Annotated in this window: 17 protein-coding genes and 1 other RNA gene; 1 reads left to right on the forward strand and 17 read right to left on the reverse strand. The window is 51.3% G+C overall.

The window, feature by feature from the left end; all coding sequences use genetic code 11:
- Window positions 1-56 precede the first annotated feature (56 nt).
- From rny to ssrS, 11 genes are all read right to left on the reverse strand, one after another.
- The gene (gene rny, locus H8J70_RS01150) at window positions 57-1,595 is read right to left on the reverse strand and encodes a ribonuclease Y (protein ID WP_186501924.1); all 1,539 of its coding nucleotides are present in this window, start codon (window positions 1,593-1,595) and stop codon (window positions 57-59) included.
- Window positions 1,596-1,809: 214 nt separating this feature from the next.
- The gene (locus H8J70_RS01155) at window positions 1,810-2,238 is read right to left on the reverse strand and encodes a regulatory protein RecX (RefSeq protein WP_186501925.1); all 429 of its coding nucleotides are present in this window, start codon (window positions 2,236-2,238) and stop codon (window positions 1,810-1,812) included.
- Window position 2,239: 1 nt separating this feature from the next.
- Window positions 2,240-3,310 carry a recombinase RecA gene (gene recA, locus H8J70_RS01160; RefSeq protein WP_186501926.1) on the reverse strand — a complete coding sequence of 357 codons (1,071 nt, stop codon included), beginning with the start codon at window positions 3,308-3,310 and terminating at the stop codon, window positions 2,240-2,242.
- 9 nt (window positions 3,311-3,319) lie between these two features.
- A complete protein-coding gene (locus H8J70_RS01165; RefSeq protein ID WP_186501927.1) occupies window positions 3,320-4,573 on the reverse strand; it encodes a competence/damage-inducible protein A in 1,254 nt (417 codons plus the stop codon).
- A gap of 17 nt (window positions 4,574-4,590) precedes the next feature.
- A complete protein-coding gene (gene rimO / locus H8J70_RS01170; protein ID WP_186501928.1) occupies window positions 4,591-5,925 on the reverse strand; it encodes a 30S ribosomal protein S12 methylthiotransferase RimO in 1,335 nt (444 codons plus the stop codon).
- 5 nt (window positions 5,926-5,930) lie between these two features.
- On the reverse strand, window positions 5,931-6,977 hold the full coding sequence (locus tag H8J70_RS01175; RefSeq protein WP_186501929.1) for an ABC transporter substrate-binding protein: 1,047 nt from the start codon (window positions 6,975-6,977) through the stop codon (window positions 5,931-5,933).
- A gap of 4 nt (window positions 6,978-6,981) precedes the next feature.
- Entirely contained in the window at window positions 6,982-8,934 is a 1,953-nt protein-coding gene (locus H8J70_RS01180; protein ID WP_186501930.1) for a YgiQ family radical SAM protein, read from the reverse strand.
- A gap of 9 nt (window positions 8,935-8,943) precedes the next feature.
- Complete coding sequence (locus tag H8J70_RS01185; protein ID WP_246415215.1) at window positions 8,944-9,330, reverse strand: helix-turn-helix domain-containing protein; 387 nt, start codon at window positions 9,328-9,330, stop codon at window positions 8,944-8,946.
- 66 nt (window positions 9,331-9,396) lie between these two features.
- Window positions 9,397-11,793, reverse strand: coding sequence for an FtsK/SpoIIIE family DNA translocase (locus H8J70_RS01190; RefSeq protein WP_425489115.1), 2,397 nt, complete (start codon window positions 11,791-11,793; stop codon window positions 9,397-9,399).
- 190 nt (window positions 11,794-11,983) lie between these two features.
- A complete protein-coding gene (locus H8J70_RS01195; RefSeq protein WP_186501933.1) occupies window positions 11,984-13,306 on the reverse strand; it encodes a replication-associated recombination protein A in 1,323 nt (440 codons plus the stop codon).
- Between the two features lie 89 nt (window positions 13,307-13,395).
- Window positions 13,396-13,573: non-coding RNA, 6S RNA (gene ssrS, locus H8J70_RS01200), on the reverse strand.
- Between the two features lie 140 nt (window positions 13,574-13,713).
- Here ssrS and H8J70_RS01205 point away from each other — a divergent pair.
- Complete coding sequence (locus H8J70_RS01205) at window positions 13,714-14,478, forward strand: HAD hydrolase family protein (protein ID WP_246415217.1); 765 nt, start codon at window positions 13,714-13,716, stop codon at window positions 14,476-14,478.
- A gap of 93 nt (window positions 14,479-14,571) precedes the next feature.
- Here the strand turns inward: H8J70_RS01205 and H8J70_RS01210 are convergent, their stop codons facing one another.
- From H8J70_RS01210 to H8J70_RS01235, 6 genes are read right to left on the reverse strand one after another with little or no spacing between them, the layout of a single operon-like run.
- Complete coding sequence (locus tag H8J70_RS01210) at window positions 14,572-15,489, reverse strand: lysophospholipid acyltransferase family protein (protein WP_186501934.1); 918 nt, start codon at window positions 15,487-15,489, stop codon at window positions 14,572-14,574.
- A 14-nt stretch (window positions 15,490-15,503) separates the two neighbouring features.
- Window positions 15,504-16,532 carry a UDP-3-O-(3-hydroxymyristoyl)glucosamine N-acyltransferase gene (gene lpxD / locus H8J70_RS01215; RefSeq protein WP_186501935.1) on the reverse strand — a complete coding sequence of 343 codons (1,029 nt, stop codon included), beginning with the start codon at window positions 16,530-16,532 and terminating at the stop codon, window positions 15,504-15,506.
- A 14-nt stretch (window positions 16,533-16,546) separates the two neighbouring features.
- On the reverse strand, window positions 16,547-16,966 hold the full coding sequence (locus H8J70_RS01220) for an OmpH/Skp family outer membrane protein (RefSeq protein ID WP_186501936.1): 420 nt from the start codon (window positions 16,964-16,966) through the stop codon (window positions 16,547-16,549).
- An 18-nt stretch (window positions 16,967-16,984) separates the two neighbouring features.
- Window positions 16,985-17,923 carry an OmpH/Skp family outer membrane protein gene (locus H8J70_RS01225; RefSeq protein WP_186501937.1) on the reverse strand — a complete coding sequence of 313 codons (939 nt, stop codon included), beginning with the start codon at window positions 17,921-17,923 and terminating at the stop codon, window positions 16,985-16,987.
- A gap of 12 nt (window positions 17,924-17,935) precedes the next feature.
- Window positions 17,936-18,475, reverse strand: a complete 540-nt coding sequence (locus tag H8J70_RS01230; RefSeq protein WP_186501938.1) for an OmpH/Skp family outer membrane protein — start codon at window positions 18,473-18,475, stop codon at window positions 17,936-17,938.
- Between the two features lie 25 nt (window positions 18,476-18,500).
- Window positions 18,501-19,787, reverse strand: coding sequence for a hypothetical protein (locus H8J70_RS01235; RefSeq protein ID WP_246415218.1), 1,287 nt, complete (start codon window positions 19,785-19,787; stop codon window positions 18,501-18,503).
- Window positions 19,788-19,794: the final 7 nt, after the last annotated feature.

Raw genomic sequence — 19,794 nt, forward strand, 5'->3', positions numbered from 1 at the left:
ATATACAAACAACTGCTAAAAAACCCCTGCCGCAGCGACAGGGGTTGTATTTCATCTTATTTTGCATAATCAATCATCCGCGTTTCACGAATGACAACGACCTTGATCTGACCGGGATATTCCAGTTCAGCTTCAATGCGTTTTACAATGTCGTGAACCAGCAGGACGCAGTCAGATTCATCCAGTTTTTCAGGTTTAACCATGACACGAATTTCACGGCCCGCCTGTATAGCAAAGCAATCTTCGACACCGTCGAACGATTTTGCGATTTCTTCGAGTTTTGTCAGACGCTTCAAATAGTTTTCCAGCGTTTCCCGTCTTGCACCTGGCCGTGCTGCCGAAACAGCATCTGCCGCTGCTACGAGAACAGCTTCTACACTCTTTGGTTCTTCATCACCATGATGGGATGCAATACAGTTGATGATCGGTTTCGATTCGCCATACTTCTTGGCTACTTCTACACCGATAGAAACATGGGTACCTTCCATTTCGTGATCCAAAGCCTTGCCGATATCGTGGATCAGGCCGGCACGTTTGGCCAGATTATCATCGACACCCAATTCGGCAGCCATGATTCCTGCCAGCTGGGATACTTCTACAGAATGGCGCAGTACGTTCTGGCCATAGCTGGTGCGGTACCGCAGGCGGCCCAGGATTTTGATCAGTTCCGGATGGAGACCATGAACACCGGCTTCATACGTTGCCTGTTCCCCGGCTTCACGGATCTTCTGATTGACCTCTTTCCGGGCCTTTTCGACCATTTCTTCAATCCGTGCCGGATGAATACGGCCATCGGCAATCAGTTTTTCCAGAGCAATACGGGCAATTTCACGACGGATAGGATCAAAACAGGACAAAATAACAGCTTCCGGTGTGTCGTCGATAATCAGATCGACGCCCGTCAGCGTTTCAATCGCCCGTATATTGCGGCCTTCTCGCCCGATGATACGGCCTTTCATTTCGTCATTCGGCAGGGATACGACAGAAACGGTCGTTTCTGCCACATGGTCGGCAGCACAACGCTGAATTGCCGTAGAAATGATTTCCCGTGCTTTTCCTTCTGCTTCTTCCTTGGCTTCCTCTTCCAGATTCTTAATGAGCATCGCCGTTTCATGCTTGACTTCTGTCTTGACGTTGTTCAGGAGCAGTTCTTTCGCATCATCATAGGTAAGGCCGGAAATACGTTCCAATTCTTCCATCTGACGGCTGTACAACGAATCAATTTTCTCTTGCGTTTTGGCAATTTCCTCTTCTTTGTGCTGCAACGCTTCATCGCGTTTTTCCATGGAATCGGATTTCTTGTCCAAGTGCTCTTCCTTTTGCAAGAGACGGCGTTCCATCCGCTGGAGTTCATTTCTCCGTTCTTTGTGATCCCGTTCTGCGTCAGCCCGCATTTTATGAATTTCTTCCTTGCCTTCCAGAACGAGTTCTTTCTTGCGCGATTCTGCATTTTGCCGCGCTGTCGTAATGATCCGTTCTGCTTCTACTTCTGCCTTGCCAATCTTTCCTTCAGCAATTTTCATCCGATAGAAGTAGCCCGTTCCTACGCCGATAATGCCACAAGCAACTGCTGCTGCAATAGTAGCTAATAACATAATCTTCTCTCACCTCCTCTTCACAATAAAAAGCCGAACACGCGTCCGGCTTTTTATATGTGTAATTATTTCATTTACATCATTTTCAAAAAACCTGCAATTACGCAAAATAGGTAACCAGTATCTAAACCGGCTCTTATAATTGTAAATTTTTTTACTTCTCATGTCAAGATATACACGTCTGCCTGTCAAGGTGCAGCTGCTCTTTAAAAAATCAGTCCCAGTGGCGTTCCGAAAGGATGCTGCTGATAACGAAGGGAGAGAAGCCGCGGTTTTGTAAAAAGCGGGCCACCTTACGCGGATCTGCCGCCGTATCAAAGCGGCGTTCTACCAGCTCCGCGGCTACTGTTTCTTCGTCAAAAGGCTCTACTTCTTCCCGTTCCGGCACAGGCAGGTAACGGCGCTGCAGGCGCGTCACAATATAGCGGTGACCATATTGCCGTTTTCTGGCGTAATATTCATACACGGCTACGGCCAGACGTTCGTCGTCAATAAAACGTTCTTGCCGCAGCGTCTCCAACACGGCTTCAATGACAGTATCATCAGCCCCGCGCTGCCGTAATTTCCGGGTCAGCTCGCCAGCGCTAAGAAAGCGTGTATTCAGCAATCGCAAGGCTTTTGCATACGCTTCCTGATACTCCATCTTACTCTTCTTCTCCTGTCAGGTCTGTATCATCTTCCACGTCATGCAGCTGCACTTCTTCCGATACTTCTTCAAACTTTTCCGGTTCGGCAGCCAGGGTGTCGCGAATGATTTTTTCAATTTCGTCGGCGATTTCCGGCCGTTCTTTCAGGAAGAGTTTTACGTTTTCCTTGCCCTGACCGAGACGTTCGCCTTTATAGGAATACCACGTACCGCTCTTTTCGATAATATCCATAGACGACCCCAGATCGAGGATCGTACCTTCACGGGAAATGCCTGTGCCATACATGATATCGAATTCGCAATTGCGGAACGGCGGTGCTACCTTATTTTTGACCACCTTGACGCGGGCCCGGTTGCCAATGACGTCGCCGCCCTGCTTAATGGCTTCGCCCTTGCGGATTTCTATACGGATAGACGCATAGAATTTAAGAGCCCGGCCACCGGTTGTCGTTTCGGGGTTGCCAAACATGACGCCGACCTTTTCACGCAGCTGGTTGATAAAAATGACGATCGCTTTCGATTTGGAAATAATGCCTGTGAGCTTACGCAGGGCCTGGCTCATAAGGCGTGCCTGCAGGCCTACGTGAGAATCGCCCATTTCGCCTTCGATTTCCGCTTTCGGCACCAGTGCAGCTACAGAGTCGACGACGATAATATCGACAGCGCCACTACGGACGAGTTCTTCTGTAATTTCCAGGGCCTGTTCGCCATTATCCGGCTGAGATACGAGGAGGTTCGCCGTATCGACGCCCAAATGGCGGGCGTAAACCGGATCGAGAGCATGTTCGGCATCGATGAAGGCTGCAATACCGCCGCTCTTCTGGGCCGACGCAATGGCGTGCAGGGCCAGTGTCGTCTTACCGGAAGATTCAGGACCATAGATTTCGATAACCCGGCCGCGGGGATAGCCGCCTACACCAACAGCAAGGTCGACAGCGAGGGAGCCAGAAGAAATGACTTCAATGTTCATCTTGTCGGCTACGTCGCCTAAACGCATGATGGCGCCTTTGCCAAAATCCTTTTCAATCTTGCGCATTGCATTTTCTAGTGCAGTTTGTTTAGCTTCCATATTTCACTCCTATTTTATATATTCTAAAAGATATTGAACGGCATAATATATAGCACGCGTGGCTGCGCGTTCTTTCACTTCCCTGCGGTCTCCGGGATAGACATCGCGGTGCGTTACGGTCCCCCACGGACCGGCAATTCCTGTATAGACGAGGCCTACAGGCTTATCGGCTGTACCGCCGGACGGACCGGCGATCCCGGTCGTGCTGATCGCAATATCGGCACCATAGAGGCGGCAGCTCCCCTCAGCCATTTCCCCGGCCGTCTGGGGGCTTACTTCCGTATAAGCTGCCAGGGTTTTCGCAGAAACGCCAAGGATTTTCTCTTTCATTTCATTGCAATACGTTCCGGCAGAACCGAGAAAATACGCAGAACTGCCGGCTATATCCGTAATCAGGGAACCGACGAGACCACCTGTACAAGATTCAGCCGCACTCAGCGTCAGCTTATGGGCTTTCAAAATCCGGCCTAAGGCAGCGGCCAGCGGTTCCTGGTCGATCGTCACGGCGGCGCGCTGCAGGCGCCGTTGCAGTTCTTCTGTCAGTGGTTCCAGCAAGGCCGTCGCTTCTGCTTCGTTTGCGGCTTTTGCCGTGAGGCGCACTTCTACGAATCCGGGCCGGGCATACATGGCAATCGTCGGATTGGACTGGCTTTTGATAAGATCCATGAGGGTTTCTTCAATGAAGGCTTCACCCAAATCATAAATCTTGATATAGCGCGATTTAATATAGCCCTGGGAACCAAAGGTTTGAAGCAGGTATGGTTTCAAGCGGTTTTCATACATCCAGCGCATTTCAGCCGGCGGTCCTGGCAGGTGGACGAGGAGTTTGTCCTCCTTATGGATGGCTACGCCCGGTGCCGTACCGGCACCGTTTGTAAAAATGGCAGCACCGGCGGGAATCATAGCCTGGCGTTTCTGGTTATCCGTCATCCTGCGGTTGCTGTGATGACCTTCTACCCAATCTTTAATAGCCGCTTCTATTTCTGCATGATATTCCAAGGGAGCGTCCATAATTTTGGCCCCGATGATCTTCGTCATATCGCCTTGCGTCGGTCCGAGTCCCCCTGTCGTAATTACGATATCGGCACGGCTGAGAGCCGTACGCAGAACCTGTTCCATCCGCTGCGGATTATCGCCGACGGTCGTATGATAGACGACGGAATAGCCTAAACGGTTTAATTCCTGTGAAAGATACTGGGAGTTCACATTGACGATTTCTCCCAGAAGAAGCTCGGAACCAGTCGTTACCAGTTCTACTAACATACACGTCCCCCCAATTATTACTCGGCCAGTTCAGCCACCAGATCGTAGGCAAAGCCCTGGGCAATGCGGACGGTAACCATATCGCCGGGCTGTACGTCTGCTGCATCTTCCAGATAGGTCAGGCCATCTACTTCCGGTGCCTGAATTTCAATGCGGCCTACGGCCTGGCGCTGGCCATTTTCTTCTTCGATCCGTTCCACCAGCAGCGTATGCAGGGAGCCTTCCAATTCCTGATTGCGGTGTTCCGATACCTTGGCCTGGATGGCCATGAGCTGGTGATAGCGTTCTTCTTTAACTTCTTGTGGAATCTGATCCGCCATGCGTGCTGCCGGTGTTCCGTCTTCCTGGCTGTACGTAAAGACGCCGACGTCATCAAATTCCGTCTTTTCTACGAAGTCGCAGAGTTCCTGGAATTCGCTTTCCGTTTCACCGGGGAACCCGACAATAAAGGTCGAACGCAGGGTCAGCTTGCGGCCATGGGCACAGAGCTTATCTACCAGGCGCAGGACATCTTCTTTCGAGTCACGGCGGTTCATGCGTTCCAGGACGGTCTGGGAAATGTGCTGCAAGGGCAGATCGACGTAGGGACAGATCTTGTCTTCTGAAACGATGAGATCCAGCAGTTCATCTGTAAAATAATGCGGATATAAATAGAAAAGGCGGATCCAGCGGATACCTTCAATTTTGACCAGCTGGCGCAGCAATTCCGGCAACAGGGAGTGGCCGGCCAGGTCAACGCCATAGCTCGTCGTGTCCTGGGCGATGAGGTTAATCTCCTTGACGCCATCAGCGGCCAGCTGCTTTACTTCTTCGACGACAGAGTCTACAGGACGGCTGTACAGCTTGCCCCGCACGTGGGGAATAATACAGAAGGTACAGCCATTGTTACAGCCTTCGGCTATTTTTACATACGCTGTATACCCCGGCGTCGTGCGCTGACGGCTCGTATGGGCATCATACAAATGGCTTACGTTGTCCATGAAGCAGGCCCGCTTGCCTTTTTTGACCGAGTCGATTGCTTCGAGAATCCGGTCCCAGGAGCCCGTGCCGAGAAGGGCATCGATTTCCGGCATTTCCTTGAGCAGATCTTCCTTATACTGCTGGCTCAGACAGCCCGTGACGATGAGGATCTTGCAGCGGCCTTCCGTCTTATAGCGGGCAGCCTGTAAAATCGTATCAATCGATTCCTGCTTAGCCTGTTCGATGAACGTACACGTGTTGACGATGATAATATCCGATTCATCCAGGTCTTCCGTAATTTCCATATGGTGATCCTTGAGAATCCCCAGCATTACTTCCGTATCAATCAGATTTTTAGAACAGCCTAAGCTGATAAAACCAATTTTTTCCATGCAGATTATGGTTCCTTTCCAAAGCGAATAGTTTTAATCCACCAATCCTGAATGTTCCTGCGCCCTTGATCGGTATACAGCTTGCGTACCGGGAAGAGGACCGGATACATATTGCGTCCATCCAATTCCTTCGGCAGCACATCGCTGGCGGAAGTCAGGAAGAGATGTTGTTCATGTAATACACCTAAGACACTGCGCGACAAGAGCCAGTCCGTAAAGAGATAAGACAGGTTTTTGTCGCTGCACCATTTGGTAATACCGCTGCCATAGAGCCAATACGACGTGCCATTTTCCGGATAGAGCACGATAATCGGTGCTTTATCGTTCAGATACTGCCGTGCTGTCGCTGCATCAGCAACACCTACATCGGCTTCTCCTGCAGCTACACGGCGAACAATGGGCGTCATGGACTTAGCGTAAGAAGCAACATGGGTCTGTAGTGCTTTAAAGTACCGGCTCGACGCCTCTGTCCCGGACATTTCTACGTAGGAACAGAGAAAATCACCGGCTAAATCCGTTGCAGCCAAATCGGGAAAAGCCAGAACCAGGTTAGGATCTGTCAGGAGATCATCCCACGTTTCCAATTGGTCGCCGCGGCGCTGGTAATAGTCACGGCTGACGACGAAGACCATGGGGTTGTACCAAAGACCCGTCCAATAGCCGTTGGCGTCTTTAAACGAAGCCGGTACAGTCCCCGTCGTAACAGATGTATACGGCTGCAGTAAGGCCGCCTGCTGCAGATTCTTTAAAATCGGTTCCGACGCAATGATCAAATCCGGTCCGTGTACCGAAGCTGCGTCGGCCACAAGTGTCTGCAACTGTTCATCCGTCCGGGTTTCAATCTGTACGCGCATGCCTGTATCGCCATAAAAAGCCCGTGCTAAGGCATTATTTACATCCGCAGGCATGTCCGAATAGACGACGAGATGCTGCTCCGAGCGGTATGCTTCTTCTGCTTTTTGTTCCTGTTGCTGTTCTAACAGGACATTACTAAACCACAAGACAGCCAAGACGAAACAAATGACTGCCAGTAATGGTATATTTTTTTTCATAACATCACCTGAATGCAGAATGGTTCGTCCGGGCTTTCTTGCCTGGTCCACGCCGTGCATCATGATTCCCCGGCACACCGGCAGCGCGGCGGCCCGGGCGGGCTTTCGCCGCAGCTGCAGCAGGCCGCCTGCCCCGGCTCCCCTGTTCTGACCGTTTACCGGGACGGCGCGGCGGAATGAGGCACTTCGGGCCGTAGCCAATCAGATCACGGCGACCGCACAGGCACAACGCCTTGTGGACAATATCGTAATTAGCCGGGTTCTTATATTGCATGAGGGCCCGCTGCATTTGCTTATCTTCGGGCCGGCGGGCAACGTAAACCTTTTCTCCCGTCAAGGGATTGATGCCCGTGTAATACATAGCCGTAGAGAGGCTGCCCGGCGTAGGAATAAAATCCTGTACCTGTTCGGGCTGCATATGCATATCCCGCAAAAATTCAGCCAATGCTACGGCATCCTTCAGGGTACAGCCCGGATGACTGGACATGAAATAGGGAACGAGATACTGTTTTTTCCCAATTTTCTCATTGGCTTCATCAAACCATTTTTTAAACGTCAAAAAGGCCTGCACGTCGGCTTTCCCCATGAGATCCGTTACGTGTTTGACGACATGCTCCGGAGCTACCTTTAACTGGCCGCTTACATGATAACGGCACAATTCTTCTACGAATTTATGATTGTTATCTGCCAGGACATAGTCATAGCGCAAGCCCGAGCGGACGAACACTTTCTTGACGCCTGGGAGCTTGCGTATTTCCCGCAGCAGTTCCAAATAGTCAGCGTGAGACGTGTCCAGATTAGGGCACATTTCGCTGCCCACACAGTGGCGGTTCCGGCAGACGCCGGCTGTAAGCTGTTTTTGGCACGACGGATGACGGAAATTAGCCGTCGGTCCGCCTACATCGTGAATATAGCCTTTAAAGTCCGGCAGGCGAATCATGCGCTGCGCTTCGCGGATAAGGGATTCATGGCTGCGGTTTTGCACAATAGGCCCCTGATGGCTGGTAATGGCGCAGAAGTGACAATGACCAAAGCAGCCCCGGTGGCTAGTCAGGCTGAACTGTACTTCATGCAAGGCCGGTACACCGCCGGCAGCATCGTAATCGGGATGCCAGCGACGCTGAAAAGGCAGTTCATAAATGGCATCCATTTCTTCTGTGGTCAACGGCAGTGCCGGCGGCGTCTGTACGACATAGCGGTTTTCCGACTGCTGGATTAAGATTTTTCCGTAAAAGGGATCCTGTTCTTCATACTGTTGTTTAAACGCCTGGGCAAAGACCAGTTTATCGGCCTTTACTGCTTCATAAGACGGACAGACGACGGTCTTATCCGTCACAGGAGGGTGACTCGTTACGTAGCAGATGCCACGGATATTGTACATTTCAGCCACGCTCTTCCCTTCGGCAAGGGCATCGGCAATTTCAACTACTGAGTGTTCCCCCATGCCATAGCTGAGCAGGTCTGCCTTGCTGTCGAGGAGAATAGAATGACGCACTTTATCTGACCAATAATCGTAATGGGCAAAGCGGCGCAGGCTGGCTTCAATACCGCCGATAATAATAGGAACATCCTTGTAGGCTTCCCGCATGCGGTTGGCATAAACGATAGTAGCCCGTTCCGGCCGTTTGCCGGCTATGCCGCCTGGCGAATAGCTGTCCGTATTGCGGATTTTCTTGGCAGCCGTCTTTTCGCTCAGCATGGAATCCAAATTACCGGCTGTAATCAGGGCAGCCAAACGGGGCCGTCCCAAGGCCTTAAACGGTTCGGCACTGTGCCAGTCCGGCTGGGAAATGATGCCTACGCGATACCCCCTGGCTTCGAGCACACGGCCGATCACGGCTGCGGCAAAGCCCGGATGATCGACGTAAGCATCGCCGTTAATATATACAAAATCCAACTGGTCCCAGCCGCGTTCTTCCATATCACGACGGCTGGTAACCAAAAATTTTTCTCTCATAATGTACCTCTATAAAAGTAACCAGATAATAAGCAGCAAAAAGAGAATAATTCCTGCTACGAGGGTTATTTCCTGCCACTTTCCCTGGCGGCGCCGCTCTTTTCCCCGTTCCTTGCGGACGGGATTCCCCGTGACGGGACGGACTTCAGGCTGTGGCGTCCGGGAAACAAAAGATTCTTTATATTCTTCTACCAGCGCGTCTCCATTCAGGCCAAGGTAGTTTGCGTACGTACGAATAAATCCCTTGACAAAGACAACGCCGGGAATCGTATCAAACTTTTCTGTTTCTACAGCTGCCAAATATGCTTCTTTAATATTGGTGGCGTCGGCCACTTCTTTCAGTGTACGGCCCTGCCGTTCCCGTTCTTGTCGTAGTCGGGTTCCTATAGAAGACAAAAAATCGCTCCTTTCAAAAGTACAGGCTATCATTTTTATTATATACTATTATTGTAGAAAATGGTATCACGACTGACTGCTGAAAAACTTTTCCTGTACTTCTGCCGGCGACATAATAATTTCGCGCGGCTTTTTATTGCCTTCATTAGGGCCGACGATGCCCATGGCTTCCATCGTATCGATCATGCGGGCAGCCCGTGTAAAACCGACGCGAAAACGGCGTTGCAGCATAGACGACGAGGCCTGGCCTGTTTCTAAGACCATATCGATGGCCTGGGGCATGAGCTCATCTTCAAAAAATTCGCCCGTATCGCCACTGCTTTCCTGCGTCTGCTGGATGGATTCGTCGTACTGGGGTTCACTGACATTCTGATTCTTAATAAACGTAACCAGGCGTTCGATTTCCGGATCGGAAATGAAGGCCCCCTGGACACGAATAGGCTTAGGTGCCCCAGTCGGGAAGTAGAACATGTCGCCGTTACCAATGAGCTTTTCAGCACCGCCCATATCAAGGATCGTACGGGAGTCGGTCTGGCTCGATACGCGAAAGGCAATGCGGCTGGGAATATTGGCCTTGATAAGGCCTGTAATGACGTCTACAGATGGACGCTGCGTAGCCAGAACCAGGTGCATGCCACAGGCCCGGGCCTTTTGGGCCAGGCGGCAAATGGAATCTTCGACATCATTTGAGGCCGCCATCATAAGGTCCGCCATTTCATCGATAATGATGACCACATAGGGCATCGCTTCTTCAGGATATTTCTCATTAAAGCTCTTAATATCCCGAGCAAAACCCTGGGAAAACCGTTTATACCGGTCATCCATTTCCCGTACAGCCCAGCGCAAGGCATTGGCTGCCTTTTTCGGGTCCGTTACGACAGGTGTCATCAAATGGGGTATTCCATTATAAACGGAAAGTTCTACGACTTTCGGATCGATGAGTACTAATTTAACATCTTCCGGCCGTTGTTTAAAGAGAATGCTGGCAATAAACGTATTAATGCACACACTCTTCCCGGAACCGGTCGTACCGGCGACGAGCAAGTGTGGCATTTTGGTAAGGTCGGCAATGACCGGATTGCCGGCAATATCCTTGCCCAGGCTGACGGGTACACCGCTGGCAGCGTGCTGGAACGCATCGCTTTCAAGCACGTCCCGTAAGTTAACGCCGGTGCGGCTCTTATTCGGCACTTCAATGCCTACTGCCGCTTTGCCCGGAATAGGCGCTTCAATAAACACCTGCGTTGCCGCCAAATTGAGGGCAATATCATCGGCCAGCCCGACAATACGGCTGACGCGGACACCGGCTGCCGGTTCCAGCTCATAGCGCGTTACCGACGGTCCCTGGCTGGCATTGGTTACTTTCGCTTCGATGCCAAAGTTCTTTAACGTTTCCTGCAAAATTACGGCATTTTCCCGGGCTTCTTCGCTCAGCCCTTCAGCCAGCGGCTTGCCCGGCTTTAAGATGCTCAGGGAAGGCAGGCGGTATGTGTTTTCGCTTTTTGCTACGGCTACAGCCGGGCTGCCTTGTGGCGCCACATCGACGGCTGTAGCCGTGGCATCGATTTCAACGGGCTTGAGATCGGCCAGTTCTTCTTTCAGGATATCCCGGGCAGCCTCAGGTGCCGGGCTTTCTGCCAGGTCCCTGCCGATTACCGGCGGCGTAACCGTCTTGGCAGACACAGCAGAAAGAACAGGCCGCGTGCAAGGCAAGTCCGGTTCGGCATCGTTCATACGGTGTTCCGCCGGGGCCTCCGGTTCCAGTAGTTCGTGGTCAGGTCCGTACTCTTCTACAGAAAGGAAACCACCCGGTGCCGCCTCCGGTACATATTCGCTATGGGCCGGTGTTTCCGGCTCTGACGGCAGTACGGGCGGCACTGCCGCTTCACCTATAGCGTCTACGGCTTCGCTGCGCTCTTCTTCCCGGCTGTTTTCTTCTTCTTTTTCAATGTCAAAAATATGATGGTGTTCATGCCATTTGCGTGATGCTTCCTGCAGGCCCTCTACGGCCTTATCAGACACCTTGGCGACCTCTGCCGAAGCCTTGTCCGAAACGAGCGTAACAGGCCGGGAAATGGACCATTTTTTCCATATCAGCAACGTGACTCCGGCCATGGCCAACACGCTTAAAACGGCGCCAAACTGACCGAGAAACGAACGCAGGGCCGAAGCGACAAAGCCGCCAATAAGCCCGCCGCCAACACGCAACATAGGCGGCATAAATTCTGTTCCTTCCGGCACGAACACAAGATGTATCATGCCTAAGAATAAAAGATAAAGAATCGCGCTGGCCAGCCAGTTACGGGTCAGCGGGCAGGCCTTGCGCACCATAATATATTTCAGGCCTAAGCCGATCAGGGCCAGTGTAAAGAGGATCCGGCCACTGCCGAAAATATACGACAGGATATTGTCCAGACTATGGCCGGCACTACCCGTATCTACGCCAACGATACTTACGCTCATAAAGATACCGCTGCAAATCAGGATGATGCCCAGTATTTCGTACCGTAAGAGGGATGTTTCTGTATTCTTTTGTTTCTGCGTACGGCCTTTGCGCTTACTTGCCGTACGGTGCGATTTCGTATGCTGCGTTTGCTTGCCTTTCGCTTGTGCCAAACTCATTCACCTTCTGTTACGACACCTTCTGTGTCATTTATTCTTTGCCACACCGTTTCTTCCAGCGTTCAGCCATGGCTGCCTCAGCACCACTATCAGTTGCTTCATAATAGCGATGCTCTTTAAGGGAGTCAGGTAAATACTGCTGTTCTACCCAGTGGTGCGGATAGTCGTGGGGATACTTGTACCCCTTGCCATGGCCCAGGGCTGCTGCGCCCTGGTAGTGTGCGTCGCGCAGCCACGCCGGCACACCGCTGCCACTGCCGTACTGGCGTACATCAGCCGTTGCCGCGTCTACAGCCAGACAGGCACTGTTGCTCTTCGGTGCACAGGCTACATAGATGACGGCTTCAGAAAGGATAATTTTCCCTTCCGGCCAGCCGACAAGCTGCACGGCCTGTGCAGCGGCATTGGCTACTACGAGGGCCTGCGGATCGGCCAGACCTACGTCTTCTGCCGCGCAGATAACCAGACGCCGGGCAATAAAAGAAGGCTGTTCACCCGCCTCTATCATGAGGGCCAGATAATGAAGAGCCGCATCGGGATCAGAGCCGCGCATGCTTTTAATAAACGCTGAAATCGTATCATAGTGGGCATCGCCTTTTTTATCATACGTATAGAGACGCCGGCCGGTTACTTTTTCTACAGCCGCTGTGGTCATCGTACTTCCCGGCGGCAGCATGAGGCAGATTTGTTCTAAAAGATTAAGGCCGGCCCGGGCATCACAGTCAGCCACGCGGGCAATAGTTCCTAATACATCATCTGTAGCCGCGATAGACAACTGGCCCAGTCCCTTCTGGCGATCACCTAGGGCCCGCCGCAAGACGGCTATAATGGCTTCTTCCCGTAAGGGTTCAAAGGTCATGACGCGCAGACGCGACAACAGAGGGCGGTTGACTTCAAAATAAGGATTTTCTGTCGTCGCCCCAATGAGTGTCACTGTACCGTCTTCTACATATGGCAAAAGCACATCCTGCTGATTTTTATTAAAGCGATGAATTTCATCGACGAATAAAATAGTCCGTTTTTGGTATACCTGCAGCGTTTCCCGCGCTTCCTGTATGAGTCCGCGTAGTTCCGCCGTGCCTGCCGTTACAGCATTCACTTTGACAAAGCGGCTGTGCGTGACTTGGGCGATGACGTGAGCCAGTGTCGTCTTACCGACACCGGAGGGCCCATAAAAGAGCAGGCTCGGCAAGGTATCGTGTTCAATCATGGCCCGCAAAAAGCTGCCCGGCCCAATCAGCTTTTCCTGGCCATATATCTCATCCAGCGTTTCCGGCCGCATACGTACGGCAAGGGGCGCAAAAGTGCGCTGCGTTTCTTCGGCAGCCAGAGAGAAAAGATCATCTCCGTCCATTTGTTTGCTCCTATTGTAAATAGAAAGCCGCCAAGATAACTTAGCGGCAATAAAATCGTTCCATTCATAATCAAAAAAAACAAGAAAAAAGAAGCCCCACCATGCCGTTTATAAACCAAGTTTTGAGCCTGCCTGAGCAGGTGGGTGTCCTCCTATGAAGATCGACAGTCCAGTGAAGGCATTGCCTAACAACACAGAGTCCGGACTCCCAATGTATAAGATGTTGGTCCAAAACACTAGATCATTTTACGCACACAGTAGGGTTTTCTCTTGCACTTAGTATAATAAAATACCAGAAAAAAATCAAGTCTTGACAAAGTAATTACAAAGCCTTATACCTGTGGCAGTTGAATCTAAGGCCTAATCCGTATATAATTTTGGGCAGATACACAAAGAAAGGACACATTATGATGGATAAAAAATATTTCTTCTTTGATATAGACCGGACGCTGGGTCTCGATATTTCCCAGGTCATTCCGGCCGATACGGTATACTGCCTGCGGCGGCTGCAGCAAGAGGGGCATTTTATTGCCATTGCCACAGGGCGTCTGCAATGTGATGGCTGGCGTACAGCCCATCGCTACGGCATCCCCTCCATGGTCAGTGATGGCGGCAACAGCCTGACCCTGGACGGCAAGGTAATCGAAATGGAAGGCCTGCCAATGGAAAACTGCCGGGCCCTCCTGCACGAACTGGAACGGCGCCACCTGCCTTGGGCCATCTTCCCGGACAACACACTCCTCCGGTACACGCCCTACGAAGAATTCCGCCACCTGGGCCAGGCCAATCTCTTTACGACGGTCGTACAGCCCATCGACATCGACCAGGTGCAACGGATTTACAAGCTGGTCCACGTGCGGCCTGCCCCTGGTGATCCGCCCCTTTCTACATATGGCTTATCGCGTCTGCCTTACATTACCAATACGTACCTCGTAGAGCCGACAGATAAAGGCGCCGGTATCCGCCGTCTCCTGGCGCACATCAAGGCCCGCCCGGAAGATGCCGTCGTCTTTGGTGATGGCTTGAATGACCTGGCCATGTTTGTGCCGCCTTTTTTCCGCATTGCCGTAGGCAATGCCCGGCCGGAACTTAAAGAACGGGCCGACTTCGTGACTAAGGCTAACGACAAGGGCGGCATTCTATACGCGTGCCGTAAATTCGGCTGGCTTTAACCTACGCTGCCACAGCAGTCAAAGAACCCTGTACCACCAAGCGCTGTATACGCTTGGTGGTACAGGGTTCCTTTTTGAGTAGTGTAGTATGTTTTAGCGTTCAATCATTTCGTGATTGGCCACTTTTTCAAAGTACCGGTTGGTCCATTTCCAGCGGTTATGCAGCCAGAACCAGTCTTCCGGGTATTTACGTATATGCTCTTCCAAACGGTCATTCAGTGCCTGCGTAACGTCATAAACGTTTTGCTTCTTTTCTTCCCGTGTAGGCCGTACGCCTTCGGCAAAGGGGCGGAAGGGCGGCAGCACCTCAATGACATGATGATACGGCCGGTCTTCGTGAATAAACGTGGAAATGATCGGATAGTTTTTGAGCGCAGCCATTTTGGCCGGCCCATCAGCGGTCAGTGTGTCGCGGCCAAACCAGCGTACCATAATGCCTGTGTAGCCCGGATCCTGATCCATGAGCAGGCCAATATAATGGCCGTCACTCAGGAAACGAACCATGTCACGGATACCGGTCTTATAGGTAACGTGCTGCTTCATGAGAGCCCGGTATTCGTTAATAAAGGCGTCGGCACTGTGACTGTTTTGTTCCTGGGCAACCGAAATAAGGGGATAGCCGTGCATGGCCAAAACGGCACCCAAAAGTTCCCAGTTACCCGCATGGGAGGCCATAAAGACGGCCCCTTCGCCACTTTCCTTCAGTTGATCCAAATATTCTTTTCCCTGCCAGGTTATCTTTTCATCGAGTTTTTCTTTCGTATATAAGGGATACGAAAGAACTTCAATGATCATGGGCCCAAAACGGCGGCTGCTGGCCTCGGCAATATCCATTGCCTTTTTAGGGTCATCTGTAATGCCGCATTCCATGATTTGGCGTTGGGCCAGCTTTTTTCGTTTTTTCGGCACAAAGGTCCAAAAGAACCAGCCAATAAACGTCCCCATGCCGCGCCGGACCGGTTCCGGTACGTGGCAGATAATCCAGCTCAATACTTTCATGAACGTATACATGAGCTAGCCTCTTCTTATTGCGCCGTTTTAGCTTCTAATTCGGCGAGCTTCTTTTCCAGTTCTTTAATCCGTTTTGACATTTGGGGCAAATGCTTCAAATAGATCTGTGAACGTTTCCATTCCATATGCGGCTGCATCGGATAGCCGGCATAGGTCTGATTGCCCTTGACATTCCCTGTAATCCCCGTTTTACCGGCAAAGACGACATTATCGCCGATCGTAATGTGACCGGTGCAGCCTACCTGGCCGGCAAAGACGACGTGATTTCCTGCCTTGGTACTTCCGGCAATGCCAACCTGGGCAATGAGGAAGCAATCTTCACCAATTTCGACGTTATGGCCCAAATGGACGAGGTTATCGATTTTCGTACCTCTGCGGACGAGTGTACTGCCGAGGGTACCGTTATCGATACACGTGCAGGCACCGACTTCTACGTCATCTTCGAGTTTGACGTTGCCAATCTGGGGGATACGCGTATGCTTGCCTTCATTGGTAGCAAAGCCAAAGCCTTCGCCGCCAATGACTGCATGGGCACGAATGACCAGGCGGTTGCCAAGCTCACAATTTTCGTGGATGACAGCGCCCGGATAAATGACGGCATCATCGCCGATGACCACATTATCGCCAATGAACACATAGGGATAAATGGTGCAATTCTTGCCTATTTTGACATGTTTGCCAATGACTGCATAGGCCATCACAGAGGCATCTTCGCCAAGACTAGCACTGGGATCGACAACGGCTGTCGGATGAATACCCTTGGCTACCGTCTGCCGCGGGTGAAAGAGGACTAAGAGCTGGGAAAAGGCCAGGCGCGGGTTTTCTACCAGCACCAGGGTATTATCGCCAGCCGGTACCTCTTTCGCTACGATGACAGCGCCGGCATGTACTTGCGGCAAATACTCTGTATAGGGATCGACGGCAAAGGTAATATCCGTCTTGCCCGCTTCTGCTAAGCCCTTAATATCTTCGATTTCCCGTGTTCCATCACCGAGTACGGTTCCGCCTAAAATAACGGCCAGCTCCTGTACGGTCTTTTTCAATATGGTCAGCCCCCTTACTGTAATTTTGCAATCAAATCGTCCGTTACATCGATGCCGCCGCTAGGTACGACCTCTTTATATACGACGATGCCTACGTTTTTATCTTTGGCTATATCTGCCAGCTTGGTCTGAATTTCAGAAAGAAACTGCTGCTGCATACTGGCCGCATAGATCTGCCGTTCCTGCTGGGCCTGCTGCTGTTTTTTCTGGAAATCCTCTGCTGACATGGATTGCTTGTCTTTCTGCAGTTCATCATTCAGGGCCTTATCTTTATCTTCCATCTTTTTCTGGTACTGTTGTACCATCGGTGCTTCTTTTTGCACCCGTGCCATATCGACATAGCCGACTTTATCTTCACTGCCGCAGCCGCTCAAAGCGCCAATAGCCAGGATCATGCATACTACAGCAGCAAACCGTTTTCCTAATCGTTTCATTCGCGAAAAGCCTCCTGTTTATACCAGCTTGACAATAATATCGTCGGTCACATCCCGTGCCGTCCCTACACCCTCATAATTGGAGAGGATCAGGTCAATGCCCTGCTCCTGGGCGACACTGGCTGCTTTTTCTCTGATATCCGCCAAGATCTTCTCTTTCTGTTCGTTCATTTCCTTTTCTTTCTGTTCCAGCTTATCTTTCCATTCCTTGTTCCACACGGCCGGTTCCGGACGCTTGTTCAGCTCGCCTAGCTGCTGCTGGAACACAGACTGATTTTTTTGCTGTCGTGCCTGCAATTCATTCTTTACCTGAAGGGCATACGCTTCCAGCTCTTTTTGGGCCTTTTCTTTTTCCGGCGCCATAGCTGCCTTTACTTCAGCAATCGTCGCTTCATCCATGGCCTGATTATGGCTGCCCTTCCTCAGCAGGGCCTGCAATTCTTCTTGGGCTGCCTGTCGTTCGTCCTTGCTAAGGACCATCGTTTCCAGCTTCAGCCGCAAATTGACAATTTTCAGGTTATCTGCTGCCGAAAGTTCAGGCTGTTCCTGTTTCTTCGTCTGGAGCAGTTCCTGATACTTTTGTTCCAGGCCGGCATTGAGCTCATTTTGCTTGATTGCCACGCGGGCCTGCAGTTCCTGATTCAGGGCAGCCGTCGACAAGGCGTCGGTCACAGAGAAATCCCGTTCCGCCTTCCCTTGGAGAGCTGCCTGGTGCGAATAGTTCCATTGCTCGAACTGGTATTGTGCCACCATGGCATTATATTCCAGTTCCAGGTGATGGTATTGACTATACGCAGGGTGGCTCATCATGATATGTTCCACATCGGCATAAGCGATGACTGGCCCTTTTTCTTTGACAGGCGTTGCCGGTGTGCGGCTGTGCATAAACCAAAAGGCCAGGCCCAGGCAAAACGCAAGCAGTATGGCACCGGCAATAGCCGCGTATTTCCGCTTCATGGCATCAGATCCTTATTTGGACTGGGTAGAATCACTGGACTGGCTGGATGAGGAAGAACTGCCCGATGCAGCCGGCTGGGATTCACTTAATTTTTTGGAAACCTGTTCCGTAATATCCTGGCCACCATAGAGTACGGCCCGTTTATCGATAACAATGCTCAAGCCCTTCGTGCTGGCAACGCTGCCAACGGCGTCATCGACTTTATCTTTTACGCCCTTATAAATGGTTTCCTGTTTTTTTGCTAATTCATCCTGCATCTGGCTAAAGAGCTGTTGTTTCTGTTCGTCCGTCATGTTCGCCGACTGTTCTTCAAATTGCTTCTGTGCATCCTGGCTAGCCTGCTGCATTTCTTTTTGGGCATCAGTAATCGCCTGATTGTCCGGCGGAATGACCTTACTCATATCGACGACGCCAATATTGCTGGACGGTGCGGCGTTGACAGGATTGCCCATCTGCATAACGGCCACACCGGCGACGCTCAGTACAAAGATTGCCGCAATGACTGCGGAAAAAATCTTTACGTTTTTCTTCTTACCCATTTCTGACATCATAACTACATTACCCCTTTACAAGTTCCTATAAGTAACCAATGACACGCAGCCACGTGTCATGATCGGAAATGAGATACTCCAGGCTGACGTATTCATGAAAGCGGTACGTCAGTCCTGCTTCATCTTCATGGTGTGTCAAATCCCGATCGTAACGGAATCCCCAGCGTCCGCCCAAATGCTGGCGCAGCCAGAGATGATGACTATCATCTTCCGTTTCAAAATCATACCCTAAGCGCGTATTCTTGCCGGCACGATAGAAATATCCGGGAATGACATTCCACTCCAGTGAGCCCGGCATGAACTCCACATCGGTGTACAGCTCATGTGCCTTGCCCAGCTTACAGCCTACACGGGCCCGCAGGACCGTATTATCATCCTTACGGTGACCGCCTCTTTCGTCACGGTTAATATCCATATAGACTTCTGCCTGCAAATCATAAAAGTCTGTTTCTGACTTCAAGTTGATCCGCGTATTTTCTCCTACCTGCAGCTCCGGCTGCACGCGCAGCTGATAATGCTTGATGACCCACTGCTCTTGCAGTGTCTGCTGCAGATCCGACCGGATAGACGTAGCATGACGCTGCACAAATGCAACAGGAAGACCGTCCAATCCGGCGTAACGGTCTTCCATGTGCTTGCGTGTACTGAGAAAAATCAATTTCGGCAGATTTTCAGCTTCTACATTGACGTTGACATTACGCACGACCGGCAGCTTCGGCAGGAAAAAAACCTGTACCTGTGCTTCCGGGCCTGGCGTAATGACAATATGCGGATAAAATTCTGGCAGTTCCGTTTCCAGTTCTGCTTCCATGACGGCCTGGACTGTACCATTGGCCCAATCCAGGGCATCGACAGGCAGTCCCACCAAAAGGTTTTCAATGAAGGCCTGGGCGTGAGCGAGATCGTTTCCTGCCAGCTGCTGGCCTAAGGCCGGCAATGAGCCAAAGTCAAAGGCAACGTGCACGCTGCGGATCGTGTCTCCCCACGGACGGATTTGTACGCGCAGGACCGTTTCCGGTCCCGGCACGATTTGGATATGTTCAACCGTATAACCGATGAGCACGCGGTCGATAATATCATAGACCTGACGGTTGTACTCGCCTTGCCGGCGCAGGATATCACCGTCATCCTGCTGGAGAAAGACGTGATTGCCTACGGTTTGAATACTGGCAGCAATCCGTTTTTCTACTAACGGCGGTATGGTTCCTGCCGTTGCCGTAAGCTCTACGGTTACCTGACTGACCGGTGCTGCCAGGGCACTACTTAGACTAGCACAGACAAACAATCCCGTCAACATACAAGTACGAAACATGAACTCC

Source organism: Megasphaera hominis, from assembly GCF_014269395.1.
Taxonomy (GTDB): Bacteria; Bacillota; Negativicutes; order Veillonellales; family Megasphaeraceae; genus Megasphaera; species Megasphaera hominis.